The sequence below is a fragment of the Streptomyces sp. NPDC002206 genome (genome assembly GCF_053593595.1).
The window spans coordinates 192658-208359 of record NZ_JBSFCW010000003.1; the positions used below are offsets into that span (position 1 = coordinate 192658).

Annotated in this window: 15 protein-coding genes; 5 read left to right on the forward strand and 10 right to left on the reverse strand. The window is 72.9% G+C overall.

Going from position 1 to position 15702, the window contains the following annotated elements:
• Positions 1–77: 77 nt before the first annotated feature.
• On the forward strand, positions 78–1004 hold the full coding sequence (locus tag ACWCP8_RS09040; protein WP_352266087.1) for a serine hydrolase: 927 nt from the start codon (positions 78–80) through the stop codon (positions 1002–1004).
• Positions 1005–1059: 55 nt separating this feature from the next.
• Here ACWCP8_RS09040 and mycP read toward each other — a convergent pair whose 3' ends face one another.
• Together mycP and ACWCP8_RS09050 are read right to left on the reverse strand one after the other, a co-directional pair.
• Positions 1060–2268 (reverse strand): type VII secretion-associated serine protease mycosin, encoded by a 1209-nt coding sequence (gene mycP / locus ACWCP8_RS09045; RefSeq protein ID WP_352266086.1) that lies wholly within the window; start codon positions 2266–2268, stop codon positions 1060–1062.
• Positions 2265–3173, reverse strand: coding sequence for a hypothetical protein (locus ACWCP8_RS09050; protein ID WP_451115049.1), 909 nt, complete (start codon positions 3171–3173; stop codon positions 2265–2267). Before ACWCP8_RS09050 ends, mycP begins: the two co-directional genes overlap by 4 nt.
• 609 nt (positions 3174–3782) lie before the next feature.
• Here ACWCP8_RS09050 and ACWCP8_RS09055 point away from each other — a divergent pair.
• Positions 3783–4985: an amino acid deaminase/aldolase gene (locus ACWCP8_RS09055; protein WP_451115051.1), complete on the forward strand. Its 1203-nt coding sequence runs from the start codon at positions 3783–3785 to the stop codon at positions 4983–4985.
• 31 nt (positions 4986–5016) lie between these two features.
• On the opposite strand, the gene ACWCP8_RS09060 is transcribed toward ACWCP8_RS09055, so the two are convergent.
• The 4 genes from ACWCP8_RS09060 to ACWCP8_RS09075 all read right to left on the reverse strand — a co-directional run bounded on the left by ACWCP8_RS09060 (position 5017) and on the right by ACWCP8_RS09075 (position 9556).
• The gene (locus ACWCP8_RS09060) at positions 5017–5928 is read right to left on the reverse strand and encodes a DUF2510 domain-containing protein (RefSeq protein ID WP_451115053.1); all 912 of its coding nucleotides are present in this window, start codon (positions 5926–5928) and stop codon (positions 5017–5019) included.
• A gap of 98 nt (positions 5929–6026) precedes the next feature.
• Complete coding sequence (locus ACWCP8_RS09065) at positions 6027–6815, reverse strand: 3-oxoacyl-ACP reductase (RefSeq protein WP_352266083.1); 789 nt, start codon at positions 6813–6815, stop codon at positions 6027–6029.
• 6 nt (positions 6816–6821) lie between these two features.
• A complete protein-coding gene (locus ACWCP8_RS09070) occupies positions 6822–8186 on the reverse strand; it encodes an aldehyde dehydrogenase family protein (RefSeq protein WP_352266082.1) in 1365 nt (454 codons plus the stop codon).
• A gap of 8 nt (positions 8187–8194) precedes the next feature.
• The gene (locus ACWCP8_RS09075; protein WP_451115056.1) at positions 8195–9556 is read right to left on the reverse strand and encodes a glutamine synthetase family protein; all 1362 of its coding nucleotides are present in this window, start codon (positions 9554–9556) and stop codon (positions 8195–8197) included.
• Positions 9557–9631: 75 nt separating this feature from the next.
• Between ACWCP8_RS09075 and ACWCP8_RS09080 the strand changes: the two genes are divergently transcribed.
• Together ACWCP8_RS09080 and ACWCP8_RS09085 are read left to right on the forward strand one after the other, a co-directional pair.
• Positions 9632–10375: a FadR/GntR family transcriptional regulator gene (locus ACWCP8_RS09080; protein ID WP_451115058.1), complete on the forward strand. Its 744-nt coding sequence runs from the start codon at positions 9632–9634 to the stop codon at positions 10373–10375.
• 92 nt (positions 10376–10467) lie between these two features.
• Positions 10468–11163, forward strand: a complete 696-nt coding sequence (locus ACWCP8_RS09085) for a gamma-glutamyl-gamma-aminobutyrate hydrolase family protein (protein ID WP_451115060.1) — start codon at positions 10468–10470, stop codon at positions 11161–11163.
• An 18-nt stretch (positions 11164–11181) separates the two neighbouring features.
• Here ACWCP8_RS09085 and ACWCP8_RS09090 read toward each other — a convergent pair whose 3' ends face one another.
• Together ACWCP8_RS09090 and ACWCP8_RS09095 are read right to left on the reverse strand one after the other, a co-directional pair.
• Entirely contained in the window at positions 11182–12150 is a 969-nt protein-coding gene (locus tag ACWCP8_RS09090; protein ID WP_451115062.1) for an aminoglycoside phosphotransferase family protein, read from the reverse strand.
• Positions 12151–12243: 93 nt separating this feature from the next.
• Positions 12244–13182: a LysR family transcriptional regulator gene (locus ACWCP8_RS09095; RefSeq protein ID WP_451115064.1), complete on the reverse strand. Its 939-nt coding sequence runs from the start codon at positions 13180–13182 to the stop codon at positions 12244–12246.
• Positions 13183–13252: 70 nt separating this feature from the next.
• Between ACWCP8_RS09095 and ACWCP8_RS09100 the strand changes: the two genes are divergently transcribed.
• Complete coding sequence (locus ACWCP8_RS09100) at positions 13253–14407, forward strand: TDT family transporter (protein WP_451115066.1); 1155 nt, start codon at positions 13253–13255, stop codon at positions 14405–14407.
• Here ACWCP8_RS09100 and ACWCP8_RS09105 read toward each other — a convergent pair.
• Entirely contained in the window at positions 14346–15074 is a 729-nt protein-coding gene (locus ACWCP8_RS09105; protein WP_451115068.1) for a helical backbone metal receptor, read from the reverse strand. The genes ACWCP8_RS09100 and ACWCP8_RS09105 overlap by 62 nt on opposite strands.
• Positions 15075–15104: 30 nt before the next feature.
• Entirely contained in the window at positions 15105–15650 is a 546-nt protein-coding gene (locus ACWCP8_RS09110; RefSeq protein WP_352266075.1) for a helix-turn-helix domain-containing protein, read from the reverse strand.
• Between the last annotated feature and the right edge of the window lie 52 nt (positions 15651–15702).

Here is a 15702-nt window from a genome sequence, read left to right on the forward strand (position 1 = left end):
TAGTCGGTGCGGTTTCTCACGAAGCCCTCAGGTGGACCACAGCCCGTTGCCAGGTGCGCTTCCTAGCGTCCGGTTCCATGACCCTGCCGATACCGAAGACACGTACGAAGATGCGTACGTCCGTACTGTCCGCGTCCGTGACCACCGTGTTCCTGCTCGCCGGTTCCGTTGCGGGCGGCATGTATCTGGTGGGCCGGTGGTCGGATCCGGGACCCGGCCCCGTCGCCTCCGTATCGTCGGCCGCGGACTCACCGGCTCCGGGCCCGCCGGCTCCGGTGGTGACGAGCGAGGAGCCCGAGGTGGATCTGGACGCGGAGCTGGCCGCAGCGGTGGCGCCGCTGGCCGGCGACTCCAGGGTTTCGGTCGCGGTGCTGGACGCCGCGGTCGGGGCCGGTGCGGTGTACGGGAACGGGACGTACGCCACCGCGAGCATCGTCAAGGTCGACATCCTCGCGGCGTTGCTGCTGCGGGCCCAGGATCAGGGGCGGGAGCTCACCGGATACGAACGCAGTCGTTCCGTCACCATGATCGAGAACAGTGACAACGCCGCCGCGACCGCGCTGCTGCGGACGATCGGCGGGGCGGCCGGGCTCGACGCGGCCAACACCCGGTTCGGCCTGGTCAGCACGGCCGCCGCCGCTGCGTGGGGGCTGACCCGGACCACGGCGGCGGATCAGCTGGTGCTGCTGAAGACGGTGTTCGGTACGCACTCGAAGCTGACCGAGGACTCCCGCGCCTATCTCCAGGGGCTGATGCGGAACGTGGCGGCCGATCAGCATTGGGGGGTTTCCGCGGCGGGCAGCGACTGGGCGCTGAAGAACGGGTGGATGCCGCGGAGCGCCACCGGCCTCTGGGACATCAACAGCATCGGACAGGTGAAGAGCGACGGGCACACGTACCTGGTGGCGGTGCTCTCCGCCGGGCAGCAGACGATGGCGACAGGGATCGAGCGGGTGGAGTCGGTCGCGAAGGCCGCGGTCGGGGTGCTCGACGGGGCGCGGTGAGGCGTAGGAGCCTCGCGGCCGGACGACCGGATCGCGCCGGGGTGCCGCCACGGCTTCAGCGGCGTGCGGAGGTTCTCCTGTCGCGCCACAGCAGCACGGCCAGCGCCAGCAGTACGGCTCCCAGGCCGCCCGCGGCCGGGGCGAGCCAGCCTGCGGGTCCTTCGTCCCGGTGCTGCGCGGTGGGACCGGGGCCGAAGTACCGCTTGCGGTAGCCCGCCTTCGCGGAGTCGGCGGAGCCGGCCGACTCGGTCTCTGCCCGCAGACCGGCCTTGCGCAGCTTGCCGCCCGCCTTGATCGCGGCGGCCGGGTCGACGATGCCGTAGCCCCGGGAGTCGTCGCGGCCGCCCGCCGGCGAGCTGCGGGCGGTGTCCGTCAGGAGCTTCTTCACCTGGGCGGGCGTGAGTCCCGGATGGGCGGCCCGGACCAGCGCTACCGCGCCGGAGACGAACGCGGAGGCGGCCGATGTGCCCCACTCGATGTAGTAGTGACGGTCGGGGGCCGGGACCACTATGTCGACGCCGGGAGCGCTGACGGTGGCGTACCAGTGGCGGGTGGAGAAGGCCGCGTGGGTGCCGTACCGGTCGACGGCGGCGACCGCGATCACGCCGGGGTAGGCGGCGGGGTACGAGATGTGGTCGCCCTTCTCGCCCCCGTTGCCGGCCGACGCGACGACGACGGCGCCCTTCTTCAGCGCGTACTGGATGGCGGCGTCCTCGCCGCCCTCGGGGTGCGCGGACGCGCTGTCGTCGCCCAGGGAGAGGTTGATGACGTCGGCGCCGTGGTCGGCGGCCCAGCGGATGCCGTCGGCCAGGGCCGTACCGCGGGACTCGCGGGCCTTGTCGCGGGACGGGTCGGAGGCTTCGAGGATCACCCGGACCGGGAGGATCTTCGCCTCGGGGGCGATGCCGAGCACTCCGTCGGCGCGGCCGACGCCGTGGCCGCGGCCCGCGATGATCCCGGCCATCGCGGTGCCGTGCCGGGCCCAGGAACGGTCGCCGCGCCCGGCGCCGAAGCCGATCAGGTCCTTGCCGGGCAGTACCTGACCCGCCAGGTCGGGGAGGCTGTCGTCGACCCCGGTGTCGACGACGGCGACGGTGATGCCCTTGCCCTTGGTGGTCTGCCAGGCCCGGTCCGTGTGGAGCGCCTGCAGCCCCCACTGCTGCGGCCGGATGGTGTCCGCGCGGGCGGGGACTGCGGGGAGCAGCGTGAACGCGGTGGCGGCGCAGAGCGCGCCGAGGGCGCGGCGGTGGCGGCGGGTGTTCATCGCGGCTGCTCCGAGAGGTCGGTGACGGTCCGGCGCAGCCCGCGCTCGATCCGGTCGGCGATGCCCTTGGCCTCATGGCCGAGGCCGGCCTGCGCGGCGACCGTGGTCGCGTCCGTGGCGATCGCCTTCGCGACCGGCTGCGGATCGCCGACCGTACGTCCGTCCGCGAACCCGGAGACGGCGAAGACGACGACCGGCACCTCGGTCAGCACATGGACGGTCCAGCTGGCACGCTGCCGGTCGCCGAAGCCGGCGGCGACCGTGTCCTCGACCGCGTACGTACGGGGCATCAGGTCGGTGCGTTCGTCGAGGTGCTGATCGGAGAATCTGGTGCTCAGCGCTCTCATGGCGTCGGTGGAGCCCTCGGTGAAGATCATGCCGACCGTGGTGACGCTGCTGGAGGTGGCGTCCGCGTAGGTGGCGCGCAGCAGCCGCTCGCAGCCGACCGGGCTGATCGTCTTGAGCAGCAGCGGGTCCAGGGCGGGCGTGCAGCCGCTGTCCGGGGCGACGGCGATCCGGGTCCAGACCCGGTCCGCACCGCCCGGCCCCGCGCCGTCCCCTTTGAGGGTGCGGGGGAACAGGGTGTCCACGGGGACGTTGTGCCAGACGGTGCGCCCGGTGGCGTAGGGGTTGCGTGCACCGGCGTCGGCCGAGGAGTCACTGGTGAGCCAGCTGCCGGTGATCGCTCCGCCGATCAGTCCGAGCCCGAGCACGACACATGCCGCCGCGGCGGCGGTCCGTGCGGGGCGGCGGGTACGGACGGGACGCAGCCGGGTGGTGGTCTCGGCGGGCGTCTCGGGCCTGGGGTACGGCAGGGCGTGGGAGTGCGTCTGCGCGGGCGGGAAATAGCCGCCGGGATGCGGCGGGGTCGCGCCGGGATGCGGGGTGAGATCCACAGCCCCCACGGGCCGCCGCCGTGTCGGCGGGGGCGGCGTCGTTCCGGGACGGGGCGGAGCGGTGGGGGCCGGGGCGGCAGCGGCCGCGGGCACGACGCGGAGCCGAGTGGTCGTCTCCACCGGCTTCGGCTCCGGTTCCGGCGGGTGCGGGGAAGTCGGGGCCGCGGCAGGAACATACGGTACGTGCGTCTGCGCGTCCTGCGCGGGAACGACGGGTGCGGTGCGCTCGGGCGCGGGTGTGGGCGCGCCGAACGCCGACGCATCCGGAACCTGGTCGGCCGGAGCCGTCGGCTGCGGGCCCTGGGTCGGGGGTGGAGCCGTCGCCCCGGTCGTACGCCCCGGGTTCCCGTGGGCGTCCGGTGGTGCGGCCGGACGTGGTGGCGCCGTCGGGCGGGGCGGCACGGGAGCGCGCTGCGCCTCGGTACTCATCCGCCCCCCTGGTCCACATTCCGTACCGCTCGCGGATCACCTTCACAGGCAGGCCCGTTGGTCGCCGCGTGTCGTTACTCTACGGGCTGCGGCGGGCCCGGCGGGAGTCGGGCGTCGCGCCCCCGGGGGGGGAGATCTGCCCCGATCGTCCCCCTACCCATCGGTAAAGGCGTCTGGCAAGCTGCGGCCATGACTGCGCGTGCCGCTGACCGGACCCGTTACGAGCGGGCCACCGCACATCTCGACGCCCCGATCGCCGTGGTCGATCTGGATGCCTTCGATGCCAACGCCGACGACCTGGTCCGCCGGGCGGCGGGGAAGCCGATCCGGGTCGCGAGCAAGTCGGTGCGCTGCCGGACGCTGCTGGAGCGGGTGCTCGCGCGGGCGGGGTTCGCCGGGGTGATGTCGTTCACGCTCGCCGAGACGCTGTGGCTGGCCCGGGCCGGTTTCGACGACGTACTGCTGGCCTACCCGTCGGCCGACCGGTCCGCCTTCGCCGAGCTGGCCGGGGACCCGAAGCTGGCCGCCGCGGTCACGGTGATGGTGGACGACCATGCGCAGCTGGAGCTGATCGACGCGGCGCGGGCCGGTGGCCAGGAGGAGATCCGGGTCTGTCTGGAGCTGGACACGTCGCTGCGGCTGCTCGGCGGCCGGGTCAGGATCGGGGCGCTGCGTTCTCCGCTGCGCTCCCCCGCCCAGCTCGCGGAGCTGGCCCGCTCGGTGGCGCGCAGGCCTGGTTTCCGGCTGGTCGGTCTGATGGCGTACGAGGGACATATCGCCGGGGTCGGGGACTCGGTCACGGGGCGGCCGCTGCGTTCCGGGGCGATCCGGCTGATGCAGGCGACGGCCCGCAAGGAGCTGGCGGCCCGGCGGGCGGAGGTGGTCCGGGCCGTGCGGGCGGTGGCGCCGGATCTGGAGTTCGTGAACGGCGGCGGCACCGGCAGTGTGCAGCACACGGCCGCGGAGCCGGCGGTGACCGAGATCGCGGCCGGGTCGGGGCTCTTCGCACCGCGGCTGTTCGACAACTACACGTCGTTCTCGGCCCGCCCGGCGGCGCTGTTCGCGCAGCCCGTGGTGCGGCGGCCCGGCGTGGGGGTGGTCACGGTGCTCGGCGGCGGCTACCCGGCGTCGGGGGCCGCGGGGGCGGACCGGCTGCCCGTTCCGTATCTGCCGGAGGGGCTGCGCTACGACCCGCAGGAGGGGCCCGGTGAGGTCCAGACACCGCTGCTCGGTGCCCCGGCCGACGATCTGCTGATCGGCGACAAGGTGTGGTTCCGGCACGCGAAGGCCGGTGAGCTGTGCGAGCGCTTCGACGAGCTGCGGCTGATCGAGGGCGACCGGGTGACGGCGACCGTGCCGACGTACCGGGGCGAGGGGCAGACGTTCCTCTGACCTCCTGACTCCCTGATCTCCTGACCGGATGTCAGGGAGCCACGGAACTGCCGACGCCTCCGCTGGTCCCGCTGTCGTCGATCGGCCGGATGGCCCGGGTGAGGGTGTCCATGAGGGAGAGCGGTGGTCCGTCGGGTCCCGCGTCGAAGGCGTAGCGCACGATGACCGGCGATTCGCTGCCGACCGTCGACGAGAAGACGAGCGACTGCACATAGCCGCCGGGTCCCTTGGCCGTGTGGACCCGCCAGCGCACCTCGTAGCCCGTGCGGCCGGCCACGCTGACCGATGTGGATCTCAGCTGCTCGTGGGAGGTGATGCCTCCGTGGATCCGGTCGCCGACGATGTTCTCCTCGTACGCCTGGTCGGCCGCGGTGGTGATGTCCTGCTCGGCCAGGGCCTCGGCGGAAGTGAGGTCCGTCTCGCTCGCCGTACGGGTGGTCACCGTGCCGTGGTAGCAGAAGGCGGAGGAGTCGCCGGGGCAGGTGTAGGAGTCGACCGTGCGCATGGTGAGCGCCTTCTCGACCGTGCTCTCCGGCTTCTCCCAGCCGTCGGGGATCGGCAGGGTGATGCCGTTGAGCTGGTCGACGAGCAGCGTCGGGTCCGTCGCCGGACCGTCCCCGCCGGCCGTGGTGGTGGCGGTGGGGAGCGGTGCGGAGCGGGTCGGCCCGGACGACTTGGGTTCCGTACCGCCGTCGTCCCTGCCCAGCAGGACGGCTCCGGTGACGGCCGCGCCGACGACGGCCAGGGCAGCCGTCGCGATCGCCACGATCCGGATGCCGCCCCCGCCGCCGCTGCCTCCGCCTGCGTACGGGGGTGGGACCGGCTGCTGCGGTGCGGGCGTGTTCGGCCGGGTGTGAGCGGTCCATGCCGTGCCGTCCCACCACCGGTCGGTGCCCGGGGCTACGGAGTCCGGATACCAGCCGGGCGGTGTCGCGTTGCTCATGCCTCCACTCTAGGGTTCCGCCGTCAACGGTAGCCCGGGGCGGGCGGTTTGACGCGGGCGGCCGTGCAGCCATGAGCACGCGCGTGACGACGGGCCGGTCAGACGGGCGTGACGTACGCGCCGGAGATTCCACCGTCGACAAGGAAGTCCGTGGCGTTCACGAACGAGGAGTCGTCGCTCGCGAGAAACGCGACCGCCGCCGCGATCTCGGTGGCCTCCGCGAACCGGCCGACCGGGATGTGCACCAGCCGGCGGGCCGCGCGCTCCGGGTCCTTGGCGAACAGCTCCTGGAGCAGCGGGGTGTTGACCGGCCCGGGGCAGAGCGCGTTGACCCGGATGCCCTCGCGGGCGAACTGGACACCGAGCTCGCGGGACATGGCGAGCACGCCGCCCTTGGACGCGGTGTACGAGATCTGGCTGGTGGCCGCGCCCATGATGGCCACGAACGACGCGGTGTTGATGATCGAGCCGCGACCCTGGCGCCGCATGTAGGGCAGGGCGGCCTTGCAGCAGAGGTAGACGGAGGTGAGGTTGACGTCCTGGACGCGCTTCCAGGCCTCCAGTCCGGTGGTGAGGATGGAGTCGTCGTCGGGCGGCGAGATGCCCGCATTGTTGAAGGCGATGTCGACGGAGCCGTAGGTGTCGTACGCGGCCTTGAAGAGCGCCTCGACCTGTTCGGGGTCGGTGACATCGGTGCGTACGAAGATGCCGCCGGCCTCGCCGGCCGCGGCCTTGCCCGCGGTCTCGTCGATGTCCGCGCAGACGACGTGGGCGCCCTCGGATGCCAGGCGGCGGGCGGTGGCGAGGCCGATGCCGCTGCCGGCGCCGGTGATGACGGCGGTGCGGCCGACCAGGCGGCGGCAGATGTTCTCGGTGTCGGTGGTCATGCTGGTTCAGGCCTCCGTACTGATGAAGACGTTCTTGGTTTCGGTGAAGGCGGTGAGGGCGTCGGGGCCCAGTTCCCGGCCGAGACCGGACTGTTTGTAGCCGCCGAACGGGGTCCAGTAGCGGACGCTGGAGTGGGAGTTGACGGACAGGTTCCCGGCCTGGACCGCCTGGGAGACGCGCAGCGCGCGGCCCACGTCCCGGGTCCAGATGGAGCCGGCGAGGCCGTACTCGGTCGCGTTCGCGAGCCGGACGGCGTCGGCTTCGTCCTCGAAGGGCAGGACGACGGCGACCGGTCCGAAGACCTCTTCGGTGGCCACGGGCGAGTCGGGGCGGGCGTCGGTCAGCACGGTCGGCGGGAACCAGAACCCGGGGCCCTCGGGTGCGCCGCCCCGGATCGCGGTCGCACCCTCGGGGACGTACGACCGCACGCGTTCCAGTTGGGCCCGGGAGATCAGCGGCCCCATCCGGGTCTTCTCGTCGGTCGGGTCGCCGACGACGACCGAGGCGACGGCCGGGGCGAGGAGTTCGAGGAAGCGGTCGTAGGCGGAACGCTGCACGAGGATGCGGGTGCGGGCGCAGCAGTCCTGGCCCGCGTTGTCGAGGAACGCCATGGGTGCGGCGGCCGCGGCGGCCTCGATGTCGGCGTCGGCGAAGACGATGTTGGGGCTCTTGCCGCCGAGTTCGAGGGTCAGCCGCTTCACACGCTCGGCGCACCTGGCCATGATCTGTTTGCCGACCCGGGTGGAGCCGGTGAAGACGATCTTGGCGACGCCGGGGTGCTCGACGAGGGCGTTGCCCGTTTCGGCACCGGCTCCGGGCAGTACCTGGAAGAGATGCTCGGGAAGGCCCTCGTCCAGGGCGAGTTCGGCGAGCCGCAGAGCGGTGAGCGGCGTGGTCTCGGCGGGTTTGAGAAGGACGGCGTTGCCTGCGGCGAGGGCAGGGGCGACGCCCCAGGCGGCGATCGGCATGGGGAAGTTCCACGGCGCGATCACGCCGACGACGCCGAGGGGTTCGAGCAGGGTGAGGTCGATGCCGCCGGGTACCGGGATCTGCCGGCCGCTGAGCCGCTCGACTCCCCCGGCGGCGAATTCGAGCAGATCGCGGACGTTGCCCGCCTCCCACCGGGCATTGGCGAGGGTGTGGCCGGCCTCACGGACCTCCAGCCGGGCCAGCTCCTCGCGGTGTTCGTCGACGGCCGCGGCGAAGCGGCGCAGCAGGCGTGCGCGGTCCGCGGGGGCCATCGCCGCCCAGATCCGCTGGGCGGCCGCTGCCCGGCGCACGGCGGTGTCGACCTCGGCCGCGGTGGTGGCCGGGACGATCGCGACGACTTCTTCGGTCGCCGGGTTGAGTACCTGGTGTTCGGTGGTCACGGAGTGCCTCACAGACGTTCGAAGGAGCGGCGGAGCTCCCAGTCGGTCACCGCTGCGTCGAATGCCTCGAGTTCGACGCGCGCCATGTTGCGGTAGTGCGCAACGACGTCGTCGCCGAAGGCCGCCTTCGCCAGGTCGCTCTTCTCCCAGAGGCCGGCGGCTTCACGGAGTGTGGTGGGGACGTGGTCGTACGCGGTGGTGTAGGCGTTGCCCTCGCAGGGTTCGGGGAGTTCGAGCTTCTGCTCGATGCCGTGCAGGCCGGCGGCGATCAGACCGGCGACGGCGAGGTGCGGGTTGACGTCACCGCCGGGCAGCCGGTTCTCGAACCGGGTCGAGCGGCCGTGGCCGACGACGCGGAGCGAACAGGTGCGGTTGTCGTGGCCCCAGGCGACCGCGGTCGGGGCGAACGAGCCGGGCTGGAAGCGTTTGTACGAGTTGATGTTCGGCGCGTAGAGCAGGGAGAAATCGCGCAGTGCGGCGAGCTGTCCGGCGAGGAAGTGGCGCATCACCGGGGACATGCCGCCCGCTTCGCCCGCCATGACGTTGCGCCCGTCCGCGTCCTGGAGGGAGAGGTGGATGTGGCAGGAGTTGCCCTCGCGCTCGTTGAACTTGGCCATGAAGGTGAGCGCGACGCCCTCCTGGGCGGCGATCTCCTTGGCGCCGGTCTTGTAGACGGCGTGCTGGTCGCAGGTGACCAGGGCCTCGTCGTACCGGAAGACGATCTCGTGCTGTCCGGGGTTGCACTCACCCTTCGCGGACTCGACGGTCAGGCCCGCAGCCGCCATCTCGTTGCGGATGCGACGGAGCAAGGGTTCGATGCGGCCGGTGCCGAGGACCGAATAGTCGACGTTGTACTGGTTGGCCGGGGTCAGATCGCGGTAGTTGCGGTCCCACGCCTGTTCGTACGTGTCCTTGAAGACGATGAATTCGAGCTCGGTGCCGACATGCGCGGTGAAACCGTGCTCGGCGAGACGCTCCAGCTGGCGGCGGAGGATCTGGCGGGGCGCGGCGACGACGGGTGTGCCGTCCTCCCAGGCGAGGTCGGCGATGACCATGGCCGTGCCGTCGTTCCATGGGACGCGGCGCAGCGTGGTGAGGTCGGGGTGCATGGCGAAGTCGCCGTACCCACGCTCCCAGGAGGACATGGCGTAGCCGTCGACGGTGTTCATGTCGGTGTCCACGGCGAGCAGATAATTGCAGCCCTCCGTGCCGTGTTCCAGGACCTCGTCGAGGAAGAAGCGGGCGGCGAACCGCTTGCCCTGCAGCCGTCCCTGCATGTCGGGGAAGGCCAGGACGACGGTGTCGATCTCACCGCTCTCGACGAGGAGCCGTAGTTCCTCGACCTCGAGCGGGGGTGTGCGGTCTGCCACGGGAAGATCCTCCTTCGGTCAGCCGGAAGTCATAAGGTATGGGCATGAACCATTGTTGGGAAGGGAGGACGGGACGTGGTGCAGGAAAGCGAGTCCGGCCGGCACGGGTCCGCGCGGCAACTGCGACCCGTGCTGCGGCCCGTGCGCGCGGGCAACGGCTTCGAGGAGGCGCTCGAACAGATCCTCCAGGTGGTCAGGCTCGGGCTGGTGCCCGGCGGCGAGCGGCTGCCCGCCGAGCGCGAACTGGCCGAGCTGCTCGGGATCAGCCGGGTCACGCTGCGCGAGGTGCTGAAGGTGCTGCAGGACCAGCGGCTGGTGGAGAGCAGACGAGGGAGGTACGGCGGCACCTTCGTACTCCCCCGCACCGACAGCCCCGGCGAGGACGAGCTGCGCCGCCGGGTGGCGGCCGTCGACGTCGAGGACGTCCTGCGCTTCCGTGAGGTGCTGGAGACCGGCGCGGCCGACCTGTGCGCCACGCACGGGCTGACGGACGAGGGCGCGGAACGGCTGCGTACGGCTCTGGCGGCGACACACGATGCACCTCTGCCCGACTACCGCAGGCGCGACACCCTTCTGCATCTGACACTGGCCGAGCTGTCCGGCTCCGCTTCACTCACCGCGCAGTACGCGGCCGTCCGGGCCACCGTGAACGACCTGCTGGACTGCATACCGCTGCTCGTGCGGAACCTGGAGCACTCGCAGCATCAGCACACCGCGCTCGTCGAGGCGGTGCTCGACGGGGACGCGGAGGCGGCGCGCGCCGTGATGCGCGAACACTGCGCGGGCACGGCGGCGCTGCTGCGCGGATTCCTGGCCTGACCGCTTGCGCGGCGGCCCACCGGAACGCAAAGGTATTCCTCAGCACCATTGAACCGGGTCCGCCCGCAGGCGGCCGACCGGAGGATCCCGCCATGTCCGTACCGCTCATCGGCGTCACCACCTATCTGGAGCCCGTCGCCCGCTGGGGCGTCTGGGCACTGCCCGCCGCCCTGCTCCCGGCCGCCTACCCGCGGCTGGTCCAGCGGTCCGGGGGCCTCGCCGCTCTCCTGTCGCCGGACGCCCCGGCCCGGGCGGCGGCCGCCGTGGCCCGGCTGGACGGTCTCGTCATCGCGGGCGGCGCCGATGTCGAGCCCGCGCGGTACGGCGCGGAGCCCGGTCCGAGGACCGGACCGCCGAACCGGGAGCGCGACGCCTGGGAGCTGGCCCTGCTCGATGCCGCCCTGGAGTCCGGCACACCGGTGCTCGGCATCTGCCGTGGCATGCAGCTCATGAATGTGGCGTTCGGCGGCACCCTCATCCAGCACCTGGACGGGCATGCCGGCCCGCACGGGACGGCCGGGGTCCTCGGCGAGCACCCGGTGACACCGGTGCCGGGGACCCGCTACGCATCGATCGTCCCCGAGGAGTCCCCCGTACCGACCTACCACCACCAGGCCGTGGACCGCCTCGCACCGGACCTGGTGGCGTCGGCCCACGCGGCGGACGGCACGGTGGAAGCAGTCGAACTGCCGGGGGCGCGGTGGGCGCTCGGGGTGCAGTGGCATCCGGAGATGGGTGACGACCTGCGGGTCATGCGGGCGCTGGTGGCGGAGGCGGCGCGCGGCTGACCGTTCGCCGACCGGCGGCTACCGCGTGCGCCGTCCGAGCCTGCCGCGCAGCCATTCCAGAGCCGCTGCCCCCTGCGCGCCCTGGAACGCCCGTACGGTCGGCAGCCCCGGCGGGTCCGGCATCAGCGAGTGCGCAACGAAGTAGCCGGCGAGCGCGGCAAGTACCGCGTTCACTCCCTCCGGGTCGGCGGCGCGCCCCAGGGGGTGGGTGGTGAACACGGTGTCCGGGTCGGGGCCGCCCTGGGCCGCCACGCACGGCAGCATCACCAGCAGATCGAACCAGGGCGCGGCTCGCAGCGCGTGCGGCCAGTCGACGAACACCACCCGGTCGTCGGTGAGCAGGATGTTGTCGGCGCGCAGATCCCCATGGGCGAGGCTGTCGCCGGTGGCGGGCCCGGCCCAGCCGGACTCCAGCTCCGCGAGTACATCGAGGTGGCGTGCGGCCCACGGGTCGAGCCGCCCGGGCAGCCCGTCGTAGTCACGCGCGGCAAGCAGGGTCCGCCAGCCGCTGAACGTCTCGGCCTCGCTGTCGGCGACGGCGGGCGCGTCGATCGGGGCCGGGGTCAGGGTCCGGTTCAGCTCGCCGACCGCTGTCAGGACCCGGTCCAGCTCCGCCGATGTCCAGGGGATGCGGGGCTGGCGGCCGTCGATGTCCTGGAGGACGAGGGCGACCCGGGTTCCGTCGTCGTACGACCCCAGCAGCCGCGGCACGGGGGAGCCGGGCGGGAAAGCGGCGGTGTTCCGGGCCTCGGCGCGGTGCAGGTCGGGACTGCCCGGGTTCGCCTCGGCACTGACCGCCTTGACGAACGCGCGTCGGCCGTCGGTGAGCCTGACCCGGGCGGCGACTCCCGGTGAGAACCCGCCGCTCTGGCTCTGCGCGTGGACGACGCGGGCGCCGAGGATGTCCTCCACGGCGCTGCGCACGGAGTCCGGGAGGTCGGCCCAGCGGTGGCGGACGCCGACGGCCGGCGGGGCGGTCACTTTCATCTGTGCATCCTTGGCCCCGGGGTACAGGCCGGCCAACCGATTTTCGCGGGGCGAGGGCGTCCCTCCACCTCTGTCCTCGATGGCCCTGTGTCCTCAAACGCCGGGGCTCGATCGGCCCGTCAGCGACAGCAGGTCGCGGGCCGGGCCCGCCGGCCGGTGTCCCGAGGGCCAGACCGCCCGCAGCTGTCGCCTCAGCCGCACCCCGGCCACCGGGATCTTCACCAGCCGCCGCGAGGACAGCTCCTCCCCCAGCGCGAGTTCGCTCAGCACGCACGGCCCCGCGCCGCTCTCCGCCGCCCCCTTCACCGCCGTCGTGGACGACAGTTCGAGCAGTGGCTGCGCAAGTCCGCCGTGCACGGCGAGTGCCGCGTCCAGGACCTGCCGGGTGCCGGAGCCGCGCTCACGCAGGATCAGTGGGGTCGCGGCCAGTTCCTGCGGGGTCAGGGGGGTGCGGCGGCCGGCCCACGCATGGGACGGGGCGACCACGACGACGAGGCGGTCGTGTGCGATGACCGTGCCGTCGAGGCCCTCCGGTATGAACAGTCCCTCCACGAATCCGAGGTCGGCCTCCCCGGCGAGCAGGCGCCCCGCGACCGCCGCCGAGTTGCCCGCCAGCAGTGAGACCGCGGTGTCCGGCCGTTCGGCGCGCAGCGCGATCAGCCAGCCGGGCAGCAGATACTCGGCGATGGTCATGGAGGCGGCGACCCGCAGCCGGGAGTCTCGCCGGTCGCGCAGCGCCTGCGCGCCCACATCGAATGCCTCGGCGGCCTCGACGATCCGGCGCGCCCAGTCGGTGACGAGCGCGCCCGCGTCGGTGAGCCGGGAGCCGCGCGGCGAGCGGTCGAGGAGGGCCACGCCGAGTTGTCGCTCCATCGACCGGATGCGGCTGCTGGCGGCGGGCTGGGTGATGCCGACGTCCCGTGCCGCCCGTCCCAGGCTGCCGTGCCGGGCGACGGCGAGCAGCAGCTCCAGCGCTCCGAGGTCGGGGACCCGGTGGGACAGGAGCACGGGTGCGGGCGCGTCGCTGGGCATAAAGCCAGCTTATGACCTCATAGAGACAAGCTCCCTGGTGGGGGACGACCTCCGGAACAAAGATCGTGACATGGCCATCTTTCCGCAGACCCGCGCCCGGACGAGCGCCCCGTACTCCGCCACCGCGCGGCTTCCTTCCCTGCGGTACATCGGCCCCAACTGGTACGCGACGGTCATGGGCACCGCCATCGTGGCCGGCGCGGGCGCGGCGCTTCCCGTGCACGTGCCCGGGCTGCGCGCTGCCTGCACCGTGGTGTGGGCGCTCGCGGCGCTGCTTCTCGCCGCGGTTCTCGCCGCCCGCGCCGGGCACTGGTCCGCCCACCGCGACCAGGCCCGCGCCCATCTCCTCGACCCGGCCGTCGCCCCGTTCTACGGCTGCCTCTCGATGGCGCTGCTGGCCGTCGGCGGCTCCACGATGACGGTCGGCCGGGATGTCGTCGGGCATCGGGCGGCCCTCGCCGTGGACGTGGTGCTCTACAGCGCGGGCACGGCGATCGGCCTGGCCGTCGCGGTCGCGATCCCGTATCTGATGGTCGTACGCCACCGTCCGGCACCCGGGACCGCGTCGCCGGTCTGGCTGCTGCCGGTGGTGGCGCCGATGGTCTCCGCGGCGCTCGGCCCGCTGCTGGTTCCGGAGCTGCCCGCCGGTCAGTGGCAGGAGGCGATGCTGCTCGCCTGCTACGCGATGTTCGGGCTGAGCCTGCTGGCGACGCTGATGATGCTGCCGCTGATCTTCGCGCGGCTGGTCCACCAGGGTCCGCTGCCGCTCGCCCTGACCCCCACGTTGTTCCTGGTCCTCGGTCCGCTGGGCCAGTCGACGACCGCGGTCGGTCAGCTCGCCGATGTGGCGCCGGGTGCGATCGGGGCGCCGTACGCCTCCGCGCTCGGGGCGTTCGCCGTGCTGTACGGGGTGCCGGTGATGGGGTTCGCGCTGCTGTGGCTGGCGCTGGCCGTGTCGATGGTGGTGCGGGCGGTACGGGGCGGCATGACGTTCAGCATGACCTGGTGGGGCTTCACCTTCCCGGTCGGCACGTGTGTCACCGGCGCGGCGGGGCTGGCCCGGCACACCGGGCTGACGGCGTTCACCTGGCTGGCCGTCGCGCTGTACGTGCTGCTGGTTTCGGCCTGGGCGGTGGCCGGGCTGCGGACGCTGCGCGGGCTGTTCAGCGGAGCGCTGCTCGCAGCGCCGCAGGCGCCCCGGCCAGTGACGGCCCGTACCACGTGAGATACCGCCCGTCGACGAGTGCGGCGGGCAGTGCGGGGAAGGCCTCGGGTCCGTCGCTTGCGGTGAAGCGGTACGGCTCGTCGGGCAGAACGACCAGGTCGGCGCCCGCCGCGTTCAGTTCGTCGAGCGGGATGCGGGGGTAGCGCTCGGCGTGACCGGCGTACACGTTCCGCACGCCGAGCCGGGCCAGCAGATCGCCCGCGAACGTGTCGCGGCCGAGCACCATCCAGGGCCTGCGCCAGATCGGCACGATCGCGCGGCGCGGCTCGTCCGGCGGCGGGAGCGCCGCCCAGCCGGCCTCGGCCTCGTCGAGCCAGCGTGGCCTGGGCAGCCCGCAGCCGGTGACCAGGACACGGTGCAGTTCGGCGAAGGCCTGGTCGAGGCCGCGGATCTCGGTGGTGAGGACCTCGATGCCCGCGGCGCGGAGCACGGCGAGGTCGGGTGCGCGGTTCTCCTCCTCGTTGGCGACGACGAGATCGGGGCGGAGCGCGACGATCGCGGCCACATCGGGGTTCTTGGTTCCGCCGATGCGTGCGGCGGTCAGACCGGCCGGATGGGTGCACCAGTCGGTGACGCCGACGAGGAGGCCGGGGGCGGTGGCGGCGACGGCTTCGGTGAGCGAGGGGACGAGCGAGACGACGCGGAGCGCCGGTGCCGGGGCAGGCATCGGGACGGACACCGATTCGGACACCGGGTCTCAGCGCCTCGGGTCGTTCGTGGCGTCGACGTGTTCCGCGACCGCGACGACCAGCAGCCGGGTCTCCGGCATCGTGGCCCGCCAGCGGTGCCGTACGCCGCCCGACAGGAACAGTGTGTCGCCGCGCTCCAGCCGGTACGCCTGCCCCTCCGCCTCCACCTCGGCGGCGCCCTCCACGACGTACATCACCTCGTCGTTGCGGTGCTGGAACTCCCGCCCGAGATCCATTTCGCCGGTGAACTCCAGCGCGCTGAGCTGATGCCGCCCACGCACCACTCTGCGTGCCCCGTCGCCCTCGCCCGCCCGCACCACCTCGACGGCGCGCGCCGAGTCGGCGGCGGCGCGCAGCCGTGCCGTGGTGGTCTCCAGGGCGTCGGCCACCCGGTCCAGCGACCGGGCGCTGGGCCTGGCGCGCTCGTTCTCGATCTGACTGAGGAACGGCACGGACAGGCCGCTGCGGCTGGCGACCGCGGCCAGTGTGAGCCCCAGGGATCTGCGCCGTCGGCGGACCGCGGCGCCCACGCGGAGTGCTTCCTTGTCGTCCATGTCCGGCTCCCTCCCGACTCGTCATCCTTCCGGCTGCCAGCACCTTACGCAC